Here is a 15603-nt window from a genome sequence, read left to right as displayed (position 1 = left end):
TCCAAAAAGCTAGGCCTGGTCTACCGTTATGATGAAACTGCCGCCCGGCAAGTATTGTTGGACGGCCCGAGCGCACCAGTATCGCGTATAAGGAGTGGCAATGCAGGAGCATGCCGAGTCAGAGACCGGTCGTGAGAGGCGCAGGCTTCTCGAAGGATGGAATTCACCCCCAAATCTGGTCACCTACACCCGTATCCTCCTGGTCCTGATCTTCATCGCCCTGGATCTGATGGCTGGTCCCTGGGGGGAGCGCAGGCCTGGTATGCGGTGGACCGCCGCAGTGCTCTTCATCCTCGCCGCCTCGACCGACAAGCTGGACGGGTGGCTGGCCCGCCGGTACAATCAAGTGACCGAGCTGGGTAAGCTCATGGATCCCATCGCCGACAAGTTGCTGATCTGTTCGGCGCTAGTTGTGGCATCCGTCTTCGGCGAACTCTGGTGGTGGGTCACCCTGCTCTTCCTGGTGCGGGAGCTGGGCATTACCCTGCTGCGGGTTCTGGTCATCAATAGGCAGGGACGGGTCATCGCCGCTTCCCAGGCTGGCAAATACAAGACCTTGTTTGAATGTATCGGTCTGGGCATGCTCATGGTGCCCCTGTCGCCGGTCTGGCCCTGGTACCTGGTGACCACCCGCGTGGTAATTCTGGTGGCCCTGGCCCTCTGCCTCTATTCAGGAGCGGAATACGTGATAGGGATGCGGCGATGATTGGCAAGAGCATGCAGGGCCGCTGCGATGACCTGGCTGGAAGGATTATCGACACCTGCCGTGATTCGGGCCTGTTGCTGGCCGCTGCCGAATCGCTGACCGGGGGGCTGCTGGCCGATGCTTTCGTCAGGATCCCCGGCGCATCAGACGTCTTCCTTGGGTCAGCCGTCACTTACGACATCGCCGCCAAGGCTGCCATCCTCAAGGTGGATCAGGACCTGCTGGCCACCCAGGGCGCAGTTCATCCACGCGTCGCCCAGGAGATGGCCGAGGGCACGGCCAGGCTCTACACCCGGCCAGGGCACGAGGACACGGTCATCGGCATGGCCACTACAGGTGTAGCTGGTCCGGGTCCTGATGGGGATGATCCAGCCGGACTGGTCTACATCGGTCTGGCCCTACCAGTCCGGGTGATGGGTGGCCGTATGGAGACTGGCCTTCAGTCCCATGCCTACCGGACCTATGCTTATGAGTTGCACTTGGATGGCGACCGGGAACAGGTGCGCAGGGGCACGGTCATGAGGATTCTGGACCAGCTGGATCGGGCCCTGCATTCGCGGGGCTGAGGGCATGATGTGGTAAGTTGCTTTTACAGCTTCTGCAAGCCGATGCCGGGTCTTGCGCCTGCAGTATTTGCTGTAGCTGGCAGGCTTAGGGAAAGAGGCTAGCTGTATTGAGCCTTTCCTCCTGGCTCTGGTCTTTCACATACGTGACGTTGGTCACAAAACGGGCCTTTCGGGTTCCTCCCCTGGAATAATCTATGGGCTCGTCTGTTGGTCATTGCGTAAGAAGTTGAACGCGATAATGGCGAAAGGGGCTGCTATGGCCAGCACCGAGACCGTGATGACTCGAACCAACAATACCTATGATGTCAAGCCAGCCGCACCCGGAGTGGAGCGCAATGCGCGGGTTCGTGATCTGACACCCGCCCAGCGTCGTGCCGTTGTCTTCGCCCAGCAGCAGGTGATTCGTGCCAAGGCCGCCAAGAAGGCCAAGGAGGAGCGCCAGGCCAACCTGAACAAGATGTGGATGGAGGAGGACGGCATGGAGGCCAGCCGTCAGCGGGCAGCCTCCGCCAATGACGGCCGTGCCGTCACCCACACCGTCTCTCTGCGCGAGGCCCTGGGCCACGTGCTGCGCGAGCTGAGAACTAATGATCACAAGACCCTGCGTGAGGTCAGCGAGAAGGCAGGCGTCTCTCTGGGCTACCTGTCCGAGGTGGAACGTGGCCAGAAGGAGGCCAGCTCTGAACTGTTGAGCTCCATCGCCGACGCGCTGGGCCTGGGTGTGCCTCAGACACTGCGGATGGTGGCGGACTATCTGGAGTCTACTCAGGAGTAAGCACGTCCGATCCGGCTGGTTGATCCGGCGGACCGTTCTTGAGGGCGTCCGGTTCTTATGAACCAGGCGCCCTCTTCTGCTGACAGTCGGTTGCTACCGTAGAAGGGGTGTGACAAGGTGGGCCTTGGACGAAAGGTGATATCGGGTGCGTGAACGGGAATTCTGGCAACTGCTGGAGGAGGTCTTTGGCCGGGTCTACGGACGCAGTCTGGCCCGCGACCAAAGGCTGACCGCCTTGGATGCCATGACCGTTATAGAGGCCCTGGATGCAGGCGTGGAGCCGCGCGTAGTTTGGAACGTGCTCTGCGATCAGATGGAGATCCCAGACTCCCGCCGCTGGGGGAAGGACCACAATGCGCCGCCCTTGCCGGCAGCCTGATCAGCGGGTTTTAACCTCCGCGAATTTATTTCCTACTCCAGGCGATTTTCGAACATTTGTTCGCATGGTCGGGTATACTGATACCCATGGTCCGGTGACCATCGGCACGTTCGACCACATCGGGCGCCGGGACTGCAGACGGGTTCCGACGACGGATAGGCTGTCAATCGTGAGGTTGTCAATCAGGATGTCGTCATCGTGAGGTCGGTTACGAAGAAGGAGAGCCATATGGCACGTCAGAGCAACAGTGGCAAGGCGAAGAAGGAAGAGGGGAGCGGGATCGACCCCCGTCGCCAGGCAGCCTTGAACACGGCCCTCGCGCAGGTGGAAAAGAGCTTCGGCAAGGGTTCGGCCATGCGCCTGGGTGATAAGCCTGCCCAGGACGTGGAGGTCATCCCCACCGGGTCCCTGGCTTTGGACATGGCCCTGGGCATCGGTGGACTGCCCCGCGGCCGCATCGTCGAGATCTACGGTCCTGAGTCCTCGGGCAAGACCACCCTGGCCCTGCATGCGGTGGCCAATGCGCAGGCTGGCGGTGGAGTGGCTGCCTTCATCGATGCCGAGCACGCTTTGGATCCCGAGTACGCCAAGAAGCTGGGTGTGGACACGGACTCTTTGATCGTCTCCCAGCCAGACAACGGCGAGCAGGCGCTGGAGATTGCCGACATGTTGATTCGTTCGGGCGCCTTGGACGTTATCGTCATTGACTCGGTGGCTGCCCTGGTGCCCAAGGCCGAGATTGAGGGCGACATGGGCGACAGCCATGTGGGTTTGCAGGCCAGGCTGATGAGCCAGGCCCTGCGCAAGATGACCGGCGCCCTGTCTCAGGCCAACACTACGGCCATTTTCATCAACCAGCTCAGGGAGAAGATCGGCGTCTTCTTCGGCAGCCCGGAGACTACCACTGGCGGCAAGGCCCTGAAGTTCTATGCCTCGGTCCGCCTGGACATCCGCCGTATCCAGACTCTGAAGAACGGCGACGAGGCGGTGGGCAACCGCACCAAGGTCAAGGTGGTCAAGAACAAGATGGCTCCGCCTTTCAAGGTGGCCGAATTCGACATCCTCTACGGAGAGGGCATCTCCAAGGAGGGTTCGGTTCTGGATATGGCCTTGCAGACCAATATTGTCAAGAAGTCGGGGTCCTGGTTCACTTACGAGGGCGATCAGCTTGGTCAGGGCAGGGAGAACGTCCGTCAGTTCCTCAAGGACAACCCTGGCTTGACTAAGGAGATTGAGGATAAGGTCAAGGTTGCCTTCGGCCTTATCCCTGCTCCCTCCGAGGATAACAACGACGATCAGGCTGATGCCGACCAAGGCAGCAAGGAAGACGACTCAGCTCCTGTCGACGTCAACGGCACTGTGCCTACTGCCCAGGCTGCATGACCCGATGATCTCGGCTGAGGACTTCCTCAAGGAAAATCCTGTCCGACTGGTTCAGGCCGAGGATTCTGCCGACTCCAGCACAGAGCCGCGGGATTCTCGACCGGACCGGTTCCAAGCAGACTCCGCAGGTGCGCCTGGCTCGGCAGATTCAGTAGGTGTGGCGGGTATGGGAACAGTCCCAGATTTCGCTACTGATTCGCGGTCTGACTCAGGCTTTCCGCATACCGTAAATTCCCTGCCCACTGCGGATGTTCGCCCCGTTGCTAGCCAGAAGAATGACAGCTACAAGGAAGACAGCAGCCCAGTGCAAGCCGCTGCCCTGGGGCTGGAGCATGGCGCTCGATTTGGAGGGAGTCTGGAAGATATTGACAGTGCTGCCAATACTGATATGTCTGACGAATCACTGGCAGGTCACCATACTTCCCGGGGGCACTGTTCTTCCCGGGGTTTTGACAGAAAGGCCCGCCGTCGTGGCCGTCACCCACGTGCTGGCGGCTTTGGCGGAGGTTCCGCGCCTGCAGTCCCACGAGCAGATGCGGATGACGCAGATGTTTGCAGGGAGGCTGCCCTGACTTTGCTGGATGCGGCGGCCCGTTCAAGCGGAGCCCTGGCCCGTCGTCTGGCCGACAAGGGGTTCGACACGAACGTGATCAATCAGGTGATCGACCGGTTGACCAGACTGGGTCTTGTGAATGACCAGGCCTATGCCCAGGATCTTCTGCGTTCCTGCCTGCATCGAACACTGGGGGAGCGGGGCGTGCTCTCGGAGATGACCCGCAAGGGTCTGGATTCAGGACTGGCTGCGCAGGTGGTGGCCCAGGCCTCTCGTGAGGGACTCTTCGTCGACTCAGCCTATGAGCTCGGTCGCAAGGTGGCCCGCAAGACAGCCGGACTCGATCTCAAGGTACGCAAACGGCGATTCTGGAGTGCTGGATCCCGCAAGGGCCACAGTCCCGACCTCCTCAACCAGGTCGCAGCAGACCTTTTCGCTTCTGACGACCCTCTTGATTGAGCTGATTGCTGCCAAAGCACCACACAGTAGAAGAGAAGATGAGACCTCTCATATACCCCGGGTTCTGTCATCGACCGGATAGAAATCCGGACGACGGATGGCCATCCATCTCGACCTGACGTTGCCGCCAGGCTCTAGCGGCCTACCCGAAGGCGGGACGAGCAACCCCTGAATGCCTTCTGCTTGGCCTTGCTCCCGATGAGGCTTGCCATGCGGTCGGCGTTACCGTCGACCCGGTGGTCTCTTACACCGCCGTTTCACCCTTACCCGTCTTTACAGGACGAGCGGTCTGTTCTCTGTTGCGCTATCTCTCAGGTCGCCCTGGGCGGACGTTATCCGCCATCGTGCTCTATGGAGCCCGGAAGTTCCTCAACCCTTCCCAAGAGGAGGGGCCGCGGCCATCCGAGAGGTCTCGGGGATACAGCATAGCGGAACTGAACGACCGTACCAGTGGTGATGATTCCGCTGTGGCCTCAAGCTCAATCAGTGAGTCAGCCTTGCTCTTCGGATACAATCGGAAGCACAGTCGATGGTGACCAAGTCCGCCATCGCACCAGCGGTTCGTCCGCTCACGAGTGCAAGGAGATTCCCATGGAGATCGTCATTACCGGTCGACATACCCAAATCAAGCAACGGTTCCGCGATGTTGTGGACAGCAAGATGAACAGGGTGACGGCCATCGCCCCCGATGCCCAGCGCATCCAGGTCGTTCTGACACATGAAGGCAATCCCCGCCAGGCTGACAGCGCCAAAAGGGTGGAGCTCACTGTCCAGGCCGGCAAGACCGTGATTCGCGCCGAGGCCTCCAGCGCCGACGAGTTCAGCGCGCTGGACATGGCTTTGGACAAACTGACCCAGCGTCTGCGGCGAGTCCGCGACCGCCGCAAGGATCACCGCCGGGGACTGGAGCATCCGCCCCTGCCCGTCGATCTGCCCGTGGATAATCAGGCAGGCGATCAGGGAGAGCAGGGCCAGGAGTCCAATCCCGACAACAGCGCCCAGAGCGCCGTGGCCTCGGACCTGGCGCCGGGCCAGTCAGTCGAAGTGCAGGTGGGGGACACCCCTATCGTCATTCGTCGCAAGCTGCACATCGCGGAGCCCATGAGTATCGATGAGGCCCTATATGAGATGGAGCTGATCGGCCACGACTTCTTCCTCTTTGTCAACAAGGAGACTAAGCGGCCATCGGTGGTTTACCGTCGGCACGGATGGAGCTATGGCGTCTTCGAGATCGATACGCCTGAGCATGTAAGCCGGAAGCAGTAACCGAAGAACGGATATTGAACTGTGGGGCGATTCCCCGGCGGCAGGTTGTCTGACCACCGGAGAATGGCCCTTCTTCAATGCCCGGTCCAGCTGCTAAGGCCGAAGCTGGGTTTGTGGAACAATCGGTTTCGAGAAAATCGGTGCATTCGCGTAAGATAATCAAGGTCTGGGCCTACGCCAGCTGAGGGCGTGTGAAGGCCATAAAGAAACGGTAGGGAGCGCAACGTGGTAGCAGTCTTGGACAAGGTCCTCCGTATGGGCGAGGGTCGTCAGATTCGCAAGCTTCAGGGGGTGGCCAAGGCGACGAACGCCTTCGAGGATCAGATCTCGGCCATGAGTGATGAGGAGCTCAAGGCGCAGACGCCTAAGTTCAAGCAGCGATTGGAGAACGGCGAATCCCTCGATTCCCTAATGCCCGAAGCCTTCGCCACGGTACGCGAGGTTTCCAAGCGCACCCTGGGCCAGCGGCATTTCGATGTCCAGCTGATGGGTGGAGCGGCCCTGCACTGGGGCAACATAGCCGAGATGAAGACCGGAGAAGGCAAGACCTTGGTGGCTACCTTGCCCAGTTATCTGAATGCCCTGGAGGGCAAGGGCGTGCATGTGGTTACGGTCAACGACTACCTGGCCTCCTACCAGAGCGAGCTTATGGGGCGCATCTTCCGCTTCCTGGGCATGAGCGTGGGCTGCATCATCACCGACCAGCGCCCCGCCGAGCGCCGCAAGCAATACCAAGCGGATATCACCTACGGCACCAACAACGAATTCGGCTTCGACTACCTGCGCGACAACATGGCCTGGGACAAGGACGAGCTGGTTCAGCGCGGACACCACTTCGCCATCGTGGACGAGGTGGACTCCATCCTGATCGACGAGGCACGAACTCCTCTGATTATTTCCGGCCCGGCCGAAGGCGACGTGACCCGATGGTATCGGCAGTTCGCCAAGCTGGTCCCCAAGCTCACCAGGGATGAGGACTACGAGGTCGACGAGAAGAAGAAAGTCGTCGGCATCCTGGATCCCGGCATCACCAAGGTGGAGGACTACCTGGGCATCGACAACCTCTATGAGCCCGCTAACACCGCTCTGATCGGGTACCTGAACAACGCCATCAAGGCCAAGGAGCTCTTCCTGCGCGACCGCGACTATGTCGTCCAGAACGGCGAAGTCCTGATCGTGGACGAGCACACCGGCCGTTTGCTCAAGGGACGCCGCTACAACGAGGGTCTCCACCAGGCCATCGAGGCCAAAGAGGGTGTGGAGGTCAAGGCCGAGAACCAGACCTTCGCCACCATCACCCTGCAGAACTACTTCCGTATGTACGACAAGCTGGCGGGCATGACCGGCACGGCAGAGACCGAGGCCGCCGAGTTCATGAATACCTACAAGCTGGGTGTGTTGCCCATTCCCACCAACAAGCCCATGATCCGCAAGGATCAGGACGATCTGATCTATCGCTCCAAGAAGGAGAAGCTGGCCGCCATCGTCCGCGATGTTGCCAAACGGCATGCAAAGGGCCAGCCGATTCTGCTGGGCACCGCATCCGTGGAGTCCTCCGAGGTGGTCTCCTCCCTGCTGGACGTGGCCGGCATCGACCATCAGGTCCTCAACGCCAAGCAGCATGCGCGTGAGGCTGCGGTTGTGGCAGTCGCAGGGCGCAAGGGGGCCGTGACCGTGGCCACCAACATGGCTGGACGCGGCACCGATATCATGTTGGGCGGCAATGTGGAGTTCCTTGCCGATCAGAAGCTCAAGGAGCAGGGCTACTCGCCAGACGACACACCAGAGGAGTATGAGAAGCGCTGGCCCAAGATGCTGGACTCCGTTAAGGAGCAGGTCAAGGACGAGCACGAGGAGGTCGTCAAGCTGGGTGGCCTCTATGTGCTGGGCACCGAGCGGCACGAGTCCCGCCGAATCGACAACCAGCTGCGCGGCCGTTCCGGCCGTCAAGGCGACCCCGGTGAGTCCAGGTTCTATCTGAGCTTGGAGGATGACCTGATGCGCCTGTTCAACACCCAGCTGGTGGCCCGAATGATGTCCTCCAAGAGTCTGCCCGAAGGTCAACCCATTGGCACCAAGAGTGTCTCCAAAGGTGTGCGCAATGCACAGAAGTCCGTTGAATCCCGCAACTACGAGATTCGCAAGAACGTGCTCAAGTACGACGACGTGATGAACAAGCAACGTCAGGTCATCTATGGCGAGCGTCAGGCCGTGCTCAAGGGTGAGGACATTCATGAGGACATCCTCCGCTTCATCCGAGAGACCGTGACCTCATATATCCGCGGGGCTCAGAACGGTTCGGACAAGCCAAAAGACTGGGATGCCGACGGGCTTTGGAAGGCGCTGGCCTCCGTGTATCCGATCAGTCTTGATCAGGATGAGACCATGGACTCCTTGGAGGATCTAAAAGGGGACAAGGCCGTCAAAGCCCTGGCTGACAAGGTCGTGGAGGATGCCGATTCCATCTACCAGGAGCGTGAGGATGAGCTGGGCGAGAAGGGCTCCAGGCAGCTGGAGCGCCAGGTGGTCCTCTCCGTCCTGGACAGCAAGTGGCGTGAGCATCTCTACGAGATGGACTACTTGAAGGACGGCATCGGCCTGCGCGGCATGGGTCAGCGTGATCCTCTGGTCGAGTACCAGCGTGAGGGCTACCAGATGTACAACTCCATGATCGATGCCATTAAGGAGCAGACTGTGCAGCTGCTCTTCAACGTGGACCTCAAGCAGATCGCGGCCAGCCAGGAAAACGAGCGGCGGGCCCGCGAGGAGCGCAAGGAGAATGAGGAGAGCCAGTCCGAGCCGGTCAAATATCAGGCGCCTGAAGAGCCTGATGCCGAGGACGAGACCACTGACATCGACGAGACTGCCGAGGAGCGTGACGAAGGTGCTCCTGCTGGCAGCGTCCAGGAGGATTCGGAAGAGGATTCCGATAAAGACTCTTCCGAGGATATCGCTGAAGCGAGCGAGGCTGATGACGCTAGCGCTCCGGCTCCGGTCGGACCTGCGCCCATCAGTCATGCTGAGGGCAAGGTTCCTGCCAATAAGAGGCCTAAGGCCATGGAAGATCACTCGCCCTGGGCCGATGGCCGTACCTTCCCAGGCACGCCTCGAAACGCCCCTTGCCCCTGCGGCTCTGGACGCAAGTACAAGATGTGCCACGGCCAGAACGAGAAGAAATGACACGTATGCATAATCTGCAGCGGACTGCCTAGGCAGGGTTGCTGATTTACTCGACGGCCATCGCTCATTAGGGCGGTGGCCGTTTCCATATATTAGATTAGGTGCTTCCATATATTGGTAGACAAGTGACCGAAATGTGGGATGGCCTTGTGTCAGGGAGGGGCAGGGCAGTAAACCTAGAGCAAACAGCGGGGCATCCAGCCCCGCTTCTTCGAAGGAAAAGAGTCATCATGCGGCCACTTAGTTGGAAATCCGTCCTGAACTCCTTGGTGTCCGGTCGACACCTGAGCGCGGATGAGGCCGAGTGGTGCATGAACGACCTGATGGACGGAAATGCCGACCCGGTGCAGGTGGGGGCCGCCCTGTCCATGCAGTCCACTCTGGGTCTGACCAGTCCGGAGGTCGAAGGGGCTGCCAAGGCCATGGTGGGTCATGCGGTGCCGCTGAAGGTCAATGGTGACGTGACCGACATCGTCGGCACTGGCGGCGACGGGGCTGCAACAGTCAACCTGTCGACCATGGGCGCCATCGTGGCTGCGGCAGCAGGGGTCAGGATCGTCAAGCACGGCAACAGGGCTGCATCCAGCAAGAGCGGCACCGCCGACTGTCTGGAACAGCTGGGTCTTCCGCTGGATCTGCCGCCCAAGGAGGTGGCCGCCATGGCTGACCGCTATGGCATCACCTTCGTCTTTGCCAAGACCTTCCACCCTGCCATGCGCTTTGCAGGACCTGTCCGCTCGTCGCTGGGCATTCCGACCGTCTTCAACCTGCTGGGACCCCTGACCAACCCGGTTAACCCGCGCTATGTGGCCATTGGATGCGCCCAGCGTCAGCTGAGCCCCATGATGGCCCAGGTTTACGCCTCACGCGGTCAGGAGGGCATGGTCTACACCTCGGTCGAAGGCCTTGACGAGATGGCCCCGACCGGCCCGGTTTCCATTTGGGAGATCCACCAGGGCAAGGTGGAGGAGCGGTCTTTCGACCCGACTCGTGAGCTAGGTATTGATCCGGTCGATCTGGATGATTTACGCGGTGGCGATCCAGCTTTCAATGCCAGTGTCGTCAGGGACTTCCTGGCTGGAAAGTCGATTCCCTCCCGTTCAACAGCCCTGCTCAATGCAGCGTCGGCCATCGTAGCTGACGGCACACAGATCGAAGCTGATCCCGAAGCCGATCTGAGTGTCCGGTTTGCTCAGGCCTACCAACTGGCTACGGAGGTTGTGGACCAGGGCAGGGCCGCCGACCTGCTAGCCGCCTGGATTCACGGAGCCCAGGAGGCGCAGACCCGCTGCCAGCAAGAGGAACGGGCACGTCGCCCGATCTTGGTGTAGGTTCACAGTTGCCACAACTGTTCGGGCCTCGCTGGCTGATGCTTCTGCCAGCGAGGCCCGAACGTATTGGCGGCTTATATATGGCGGCTCACAGCTTCATCGCCGGTAGTGTCGTTCGTCATCATCGAAGAGGCCGCTTGAGGCATCGCGGAAGTTCTTCCGGTCGATGATCAATCCTGCGATGCCTATCAGCAGGAGCAGGCCCGCCAGCAGGCCGGTCAAGCCGGACCAGCGGGGGATCAGGATGGTCAGGAAGAAGCAGACCAGGCCCAGCACCGTCATGATGATAAAGGCCATCCGCCTTTTGCCAAGGTCGCTCAGGTCAGGGTTAGGCGGCACAAAGTTCGACGACTGGTCCATGACCTCGTCGGTGTCCAGCCAGCTCCTGCCTTGGAAATCGCGAGGCCCGGAGCCGCCGACGAAGGAATCGCGCTTCAAGTCCTCGGCCCTCAGCGCCGCCTTCTTCTCGGACTTCCGAGCTTTCTTTTCGAATTCCTTGGCCGTCTTGGACGATTCCAGGGAACCTAGCTCGTCAGCGTGCGAGTTCAGAAAGTCCATCCACTCATCGTTCCCCTGTGAGGACCCGGTTCCCGCCTCGCTGTTATACTGATTCCCGGCGTCGTTATGCTTGTGCTCGGTCATAGAACCATCGTAACCTCGGCCGCACGCATTCGCTACCAAGGAGTCTCTGTGCTGTACTGGTTCTTCGTCAAATTGCTCGGTCCGTTGGCGCGTACCTGGTTCAAACCGACCGTTGAAGGCACGGGGAACATTCCCAAGCAGGGGGCTGCCATCATCGCTTCCAATCATCTGGCCGTCATCGACGATGCCCTTCTACCCATCACCTGCCCGCGGATGATTCACTTCATGGGCAAGGCCGAGTACTTCAACGGCAAGGGAATAAAGGGCAAATTCAAGAAGTGGTGGTTCAGCTCGGTCGGAGTCTTCCCCGTCGACAGGTCGGGCGGCTCCAAGTCACTGGGAGCCATGGAAACCGCACGTTCCATCCTTGAACACGGACATATCTTCGGCATCCATCCAGAGGGTACGCGAAGCCCTGACGGCAGGCTCTACCGTGGGCACACCGGGGCGGCGCGGCTTGCCTTCGAGACTGGAACGACAGTAGTGCCCACCGCAATCATCGGTACTCGGCAGCTTCAGGAACCCGGCCATGTGCTTCCGCATCGCGGCAAGACCAAGGTCATCTTCGGCAAGCCCATTACTGTGCCCTACGTGCCTGTCAACAGCCTCACCCACGAGGAGATCCGCAACCTGACCGACAGGATCATGCAGGAGATCGAGGAGATGAGCGGGCAGCGCTACGTGGATGTGTATGCTCAGGTCATCAAGGCGCATGAGAGCAAAGAAGAACTGGGCTGACAACGGACTGCAGGGAATAGCGTAGTCAGACCACAGTCAGAGTCACGACGGCTGGTGAGCCGTCATCATTGACCACCTTGACTCGGGTGCCGGGGTTGGGATCCTGAATTCGCACCGTATGGGTCAGGTTGCCCAGCGGTGCGGAGATGTTGACTTTGAGTCCGTATCTCTGCAGGATCTGGGTGGCCTCGTCCTGGCTCTTGCCCTTTACATCGGGCATGGTGATGGACTGCGGCCCCTTGGAGATCACTACGTTGACCGCATCGCCCCAGTGAAGCTGTTCCTGGGCCTGGTGGGAGGCGGAAATCACCTGGTTGCGGGGTACCGTGTCTGACCAGTCCTCGCTGTAGTTGACTTTGAGTCGGAGGGCTTCCAGAGCCGCCTTGGCATCGTCCCTGGCCTTGCCGATGATGTCGGGCATGGCCACGGGCATCCGACCCTTGGATAGAACCAGGCTGACCTTGGCATCGTGCCGGGTTTTGGTCCCTGGGGCCGGGTCCACTGAAATCGCCGCTCCCTCGGGTATATCCATGGAGTACTGGTCCTTGGATGAGTCACGGACGATCTTGTCGAACCCAGCCGCCTTCAGGGCTTGGATGGGGTCCTTGCCGTTGGAGGTGTCTGGCATCAGGATGTCCTTGGGCACTGTAGCCTGGCGAACCCCTTTGGAGACGGTCAGGTTGAGGCGACCGCCACGTTTGCTGATATGGGCCCCGACCGCATCGGGATCCGCAGCCATGATGGCCCCTTTGGGCACTTGATCGCTGAAGTCATAGTCGGTATAGACCTTAATGCCTGCGACCTTGAGCGTGCGGGTGTACTTGGCGTAGTCGGCGCCAAGTACCTTACACTCCTGATTTTCGGAGCAGGAGATGTCATCCGGTTTGGGCAGTGCGTAATAACTGCCCGGACCCAGGTAATACCACCAGGCGCCTCCGCCGCCTCCGGCCAGGGCCAGTACCAGCAGAATCACCAGCACGATGATCAAGCCCCGATGCCGGTGCTTGGGTTTCGCTGCTTCAGCGCCTTGCTGCATGGTCTGGACAGAAGCCGGGACAGCCGCCACATCAGCGGGGGAAGTCGTCGGGTCCTGAGGCTGTAGAACGGTTGTAGTTTCGGCCCGGGAGGGAGTGTCCACGTCGTTGAGCCGATAGCGTCTGGTCGCTGCGTCCGCATCGGTTTCGGGCGGGGCGGGCACAGCCAGGACCGTGTCTGAACCCTCCGGGTCGGTTGCTGCAGCAATGGTCTGTGTGGCTGCATCTTCGGCATCATCACCGGGTGCCGTAGCTCTTTGAGTTGGCGATTCGGGCATCTCAGGGTCGTGTCCAGGGGTTCCGGCGATGGCGAGTTCGGGCTCTCCGCTTGCTGCGTCTGCTACGGCCGTTGTGGCTGTTGCAGGCAACATGTAGTCCATGGCTTGCCGGTCTAGTCCCCTGACCACCTTTCTCAGGCTTTCCAGGGCCTTGCCTGCGTTGTCTGGGCGATTTTCGGGGGAGCGGTCGGTCAGTCCGGAAACCAGGGCGGCTACTGATGGGTCGATTCCCGGGCAGACCCTGGCCAGGGAGGGGACATCCTCGTGGACGTGCTTGAAGACGATGGTTACCGGATTGTCACTGGCGAAGGGGACCGTGCCGGTCAACATCTCGTAGGCGATGATGCCCACGGCGTAGAGGTCGCTCTGGGGGGAGGCCTCATTGTTCTCAATGGTTTCGGGGGCCAGGTAGGCGGCCGTGCCCATGAGCATGCCTGTCGAGGACAGAGTGGCTTGAGCGGCGGCGCGGGCCAGGCCGAAGTCGGTGATCTCCACATGGCCGCGGTCGTTGATGAGGATGTTTTCCGGCTTGATGTCGCGATGGATGACGCCGGCTCGGTGGGCAGAGGCCAGGCCGTCCAGGATTTCGCCCATGATGCGCAGGGTCTCCTTCAGGGGATAGACGCCCTGACGGGCCATGTCCCTCCGCAGGCTTATTCCGTGGACATACTCCATGACCAGGTAGTCCAGCCCTTGGTCGACGCCTGTATCGTAAACCTGGACAATGTGGGGGTTGGCGATGGCGGCCGCAGACCTGGCCTCCCGGCGGAAACGCTCCTCGAACTGGGCCCTGTGCGGCCCCTGAGCCAGCATGGTGTGCATGATCTTGACCGCCACATGCCTGGACAGCCGCAAATCCAGAGCCTCGTAGACCGTGGCCATGCCACCTTGCGCAATCTCGCGCAGAATGCGGTAGCGCCCGTCTATGATCCGGTCGCTTGTCCTCTCGTCCGCTTCACTCATGCTCGTCTTGTCCGGCCCTCTGCACCTCGGAGGCCTGACCGGCCTCGGCATCAATGGAAGATACACGTTCATGATACCCGGCGGTGGTGGCAAGCGGCAGGAAGCGGCGGCAGGCCTTCAGGAAGATGGTTCGGCCCCTGGCAGACAGGTGCAGGTCATCGCCCAGGGCCTGGGCTCGGGCCTGGGCTCGGACGGACAGGTCGGCTATGCGTCGACGACTGGCCTCTACGGCACCGCAGGACTGCATCAGGTCACGGACCATATTCACCTGGGCATCCTTGCGGCGTTGGGAGGGGGAATTGTAGAGACGGCGAACCTCCTTGGCCTGGTCAGGATTGGCCATGGCCAGAGTGTCTGCCAGGAGGACGGTCCGCTTGCCCTCGCGGATATCGCCCCCCACGGGTTTGCCGGTGTGGTGGTCGTCACCTGCCACATCCAGCAGATCGTCCGCCAGTTGGAAGGCTAGTCCCAGATCCAGGCCTAGGGCGTGCACTGACTCTTTATGCTCTTCCAGGTCCGTTCCGGCAGCTAGCAACCCCAGAGCCAGGGGGGCCATGGTGGTGTAGGAGGCGGTCTTCCATGCCATGGTGTGCATGGCCTGGCTGCGCAGACGATCCGGATCGTCCAAGGAAGCCTCTTCCATCCCCATGTCCAGGACTTGTCCGGTGACCACAGCTGTCTGTATAGCTTGGAAGACCCTGCCGATGGCCGGCCCCTGAGGCAGGTCGGCAGCCGTCTGGAGGGCCAGGGCCGTGCTCAGCGATGCCAGCAGGTCGCCAAGGAGGATGCCCAAGCCAGTGCCGCGAGCATCAGGTCGGGCGGGGGCCCGGTCGTTTGGATTGTTTCCGGCAGCCGACCGGCTCAGAGCCAGATGTGCGGCAGGGCGGCCCCGGCGACGGGGGGAGCCATCAATGATGTCGTCGTGGACCAGGGCGCTAGTCTGGTAGACCTCCAGGGCACAGGCAAGGTCCACTACCGCCTGTTCACGGTCTGGATTCTGCTCGGATTCCAGAGCCCTCCAGACGTCGCAGAGCAGCAGGGCACGCAGCCGCTTGCCGCCTCGTCCAGCCTCGATTGCCTGGAGAATGACCGCCTGCAAAGCCTCTTGGGAGGGGTCCTGATCTAGGGGATGGTCCGGTCCGGGCCCTGTAGCAGTCAGGTGGTCGAAATGGCGCTGGAGCAGTTCCTCCATACGCTGTTCGACCCGTGCTGCTGTCACGCTCTTCATGTCTTAGAGCCTATCTGTATATCTGCCCAGCGGGCGGGCTGCACGGCCCATGGTTGCAAGGAACATGGTGGATGGGTGACCCCACTTGACCACATGATCGGCTGTGGTCTTCCCAACGGTCC

At 60.8% G+C, this 15603-nt stretch carries 13 protein-coding genes and 1 other RNA gene; 10 read left to right on the top strand and 4 right to left on the bottom strand.

What is annotated here, in order from left to right; translation table 11 throughout:
- Nucleotides 1-100: 100 nt before the first annotated feature.
- The 6 genes from pgsA to CI603_RS05600 all read left to right on the top strand — a co-directional run bounded on the left by pgsA (nucleotide 101) and on the right by CI603_RS05600 (nucleotide 4821).
- Nucleotides 101-706 carry a CDP-diacylglycerol--glycerol-3-phosphate 3-phosphatidyltransferase gene (pgsA, locus tag CI603_RS05625; RefSeq protein WP_110425110.1) on the top strand — a complete coding sequence of 202 codons (606 nt, stop codon included), beginning with the start codon at nucleotides 101-103 and terminating at the stop codon, nucleotides 704-706.
- Nucleotides 707-717: 11 nt separating this feature from the next.
- Complete coding sequence (locus tag CI603_RS05620) at nucleotides 718-1272, top strand: CinA family protein (protein WP_046323724.1); 555 nt, start codon at nucleotides 718-720, stop codon at nucleotides 1270-1272.
- A gap of 256 nt (nucleotides 1273-1528) precedes the next feature.
- Complete coding sequence (locus tag CI603_RS05615) at nucleotides 1529-2047, top strand: helix-turn-helix domain-containing protein (protein ID WP_110425112.1); 519 nt, start codon at nucleotides 1529-1531, stop codon at nucleotides 2045-2047.
- 145 nt (nucleotides 2048-2192) lie between these two features.
- Nucleotides 2193-2426: a DUF3046 domain-containing protein gene (locus tag CI603_RS05610; RefSeq protein ID WP_024627845.1), complete on the top strand. Its 234-nt coding sequence runs from the start codon at nucleotides 2193-2195 to the stop codon at nucleotides 2424-2426.
- 228 nt (nucleotides 2427-2654) lie between these two features.
- Nucleotides 2655-3809 carry a recombinase RecA gene (gene recA, locus CI603_RS05605; RefSeq protein ID WP_121913358.1) on the top strand — a complete coding sequence of 385 codons (1155 nt, stop codon included), beginning with the start codon at nucleotides 2655-2657 and terminating at the stop codon, nucleotides 3807-3809.
- A 166-nt stretch (nucleotides 3810-3975) separates the two neighbouring features.
- Complete coding sequence (locus CI603_RS05600) at nucleotides 3976-4821, top strand: regulatory protein RecX (RefSeq protein WP_183122260.1); 846 nt, start codon at nucleotides 3976-3978, stop codon at nucleotides 4819-4821.
- A gap of 36 nt (nucleotides 4822-4857) precedes the next feature.
- On the opposite strand, the gene rnpB is transcribed toward CI603_RS05600, so the two are convergent.
- Nucleotides 4858-5235: RNase P RNA component class A (gene rnpB, locus CI603_RS05595), an RNA gene on the bottom strand.
- A 177-nt stretch (nucleotides 5236-5412) separates the two neighbouring features.
- Between rnpB and hpf the strand changes: the two genes are divergently transcribed.
- The 3 genes from hpf to trpD all read left to right on the top strand — a co-directional run bounded on the left by hpf (nucleotide 5413) and on the right by trpD (nucleotide 10598).
- Complete coding sequence (hpf, locus tag CI603_RS05590) at nucleotides 5413-6087, top strand: ribosome hibernation-promoting factor, HPF/YfiA family (protein ID WP_121913356.1); 675 nt, start codon at nucleotides 5413-5415, stop codon at nucleotides 6085-6087.
- 225 nt (nucleotides 6088-6312) lie between these two features.
- A complete protein-coding gene (secA, locus tag CI603_RS05585) occupies nucleotides 6313-9267 on the top strand; it encodes a preprotein translocase subunit SecA (protein WP_121913355.1) in 2955 nt (984 codons plus the stop codon).
- Between the two features lie 230 nt (nucleotides 9268-9497).
- Nucleotides 9498-10598 carry an anthranilate phosphoribosyltransferase gene (trpD, locus tag CI603_RS05580; RefSeq protein WP_121913354.1) on the top strand — a complete coding sequence of 367 codons (1101 nt, stop codon included), beginning with the start codon at nucleotides 9498-9500 and terminating at the stop codon, nucleotides 10596-10598.
- A gap of 96 nt (nucleotides 10599-10694) precedes the next feature.
- Here the strand turns inward: trpD and CI603_RS05575 are convergent, their stop codons facing one another.
- Nucleotides 10695-11240 carry a hypothetical protein gene (locus CI603_RS05575; protein ID WP_121913353.1) on the bottom strand — a complete coding sequence of 182 codons (546 nt, stop codon included), beginning with the start codon at nucleotides 11238-11240 and terminating at the stop codon, nucleotides 10695-10697.
- Nucleotides 11241-11288: 48 nt separating this feature from the next.
- On the opposite strand from CI603_RS05575, the gene CI603_RS05570 reads away from it, so the two are divergent.
- On the top strand, nucleotides 11289-11978 hold the full coding sequence (locus CI603_RS05570) for a 1-acyl-sn-glycerol-3-phosphate acyltransferase (protein WP_046322784.1): 690 nt from the start codon (nucleotides 11289-11291) through the stop codon (nucleotides 11976-11978).
- A gap of 25 nt (nucleotides 11979-12003) precedes the next feature.
- Here CI603_RS05570 and CI603_RS05565 read toward each other — a convergent pair whose 3' ends face one another.
- Nucleotides 12004-14253 (bottom strand): protein kinase domain-containing protein, encoded by a 2250-nt coding sequence (locus CI603_RS05565; protein WP_121913352.1) that lies wholly within the window; start codon nucleotides 14251-14253, stop codon nucleotides 12004-12006.
- A complete protein-coding gene (locus CI603_RS05560) occupies nucleotides 14246-15481 on the bottom strand; it encodes a polyprenyl synthetase family protein (RefSeq protein ID WP_121913351.1) in 1236 nt (411 codons plus the stop codon). Before CI603_RS05560 ends, CI603_RS05565 begins: the two co-directional genes overlap by 8 nt.
- Nucleotides 15482-15603: the final 122 nt, after the last annotated feature.

Source organism: Bifidobacterium sp. wkB338 (assembly GCF_003688325.1).
GTDB lineage: Bacteria > Actinomycetota > Actinomycetes > Actinomycetales > Bifidobacteriaceae > Bombiscardovia > Bombiscardovia polysaccharolytica.
Note: the sequence above shows the minus strand (reverse complement) of the source record. Positions and strands in the feature narration are given on the sequence as shown.

Excerpts from the sequence above, each read along its gene's own strand:
- pgsA (WP_110425110.1), top strand. The coding sequence starts at position 101 with ATGCAGGAGCATGCCGAGTCAGAGACCGGTCGTGAGAGGCGCAGGCTT.
- CI603_RS05620 (WP_046323724.1), top strand. The coding sequence starts at position 718 with ATGCAGGGCCGCTGCGATGACCTGGCTGGAAGGATTATCGACACCTGC.
- CI603_RS05615 (WP_110425112.1), top strand. The coding sequence starts at position 1,529 with ATGGCCAGCACCGAGACCGTGATGACTCGAACCAACAATACCTATGAT.
- recA (WP_121913358.1), top strand. The coding sequence starts at position 2,655 with ATGGCACGTCAGAGCAACAGTGGCAAGGCGAAGAAGGAAGAGGGGAGC.
- CI603_RS05600 (WP_183122260.1), top strand. The coding sequence starts at position 3,976 with ATGGGAACAGTCCCAGATTTCGCTACTGATTCGCGGTCTGACTCAGGC.
- hpf (WP_121913356.1), top strand. The coding sequence starts at position 5,413 with ATGGAGATCGTCATTACCGGTCGACATACCCAAATCAAGCAACGGTTC.
- trpD (WP_121913354.1), top strand. The coding sequence starts at position 9,498 with ATGCGGCCACTTAGTTGGAAATCCGTCCTGAACTCCTTGGTGTCCGGT.
- CI603_RS05575 (WP_121913353.1), bottom strand. The coding sequence starts at position 11,240 with ATGACCGAGCACAAGCATAACGACGCCGGGAATCAGTATAACAGCGAG.
- CI603_RS05565 (WP_121913352.1), bottom strand. The coding sequence starts at position 14,253 with ATGAGTGAAGCGGACGAGAGGACAAGCGACCGGATCATAGACGGGCGC.
- CI603_RS05560 (WP_121913351.1), bottom strand. The coding sequence starts at position 15,481 with ATGAAGAGCGTGACAGCAGCACGGGTCGAACAGCGTATGGAGGAACTG.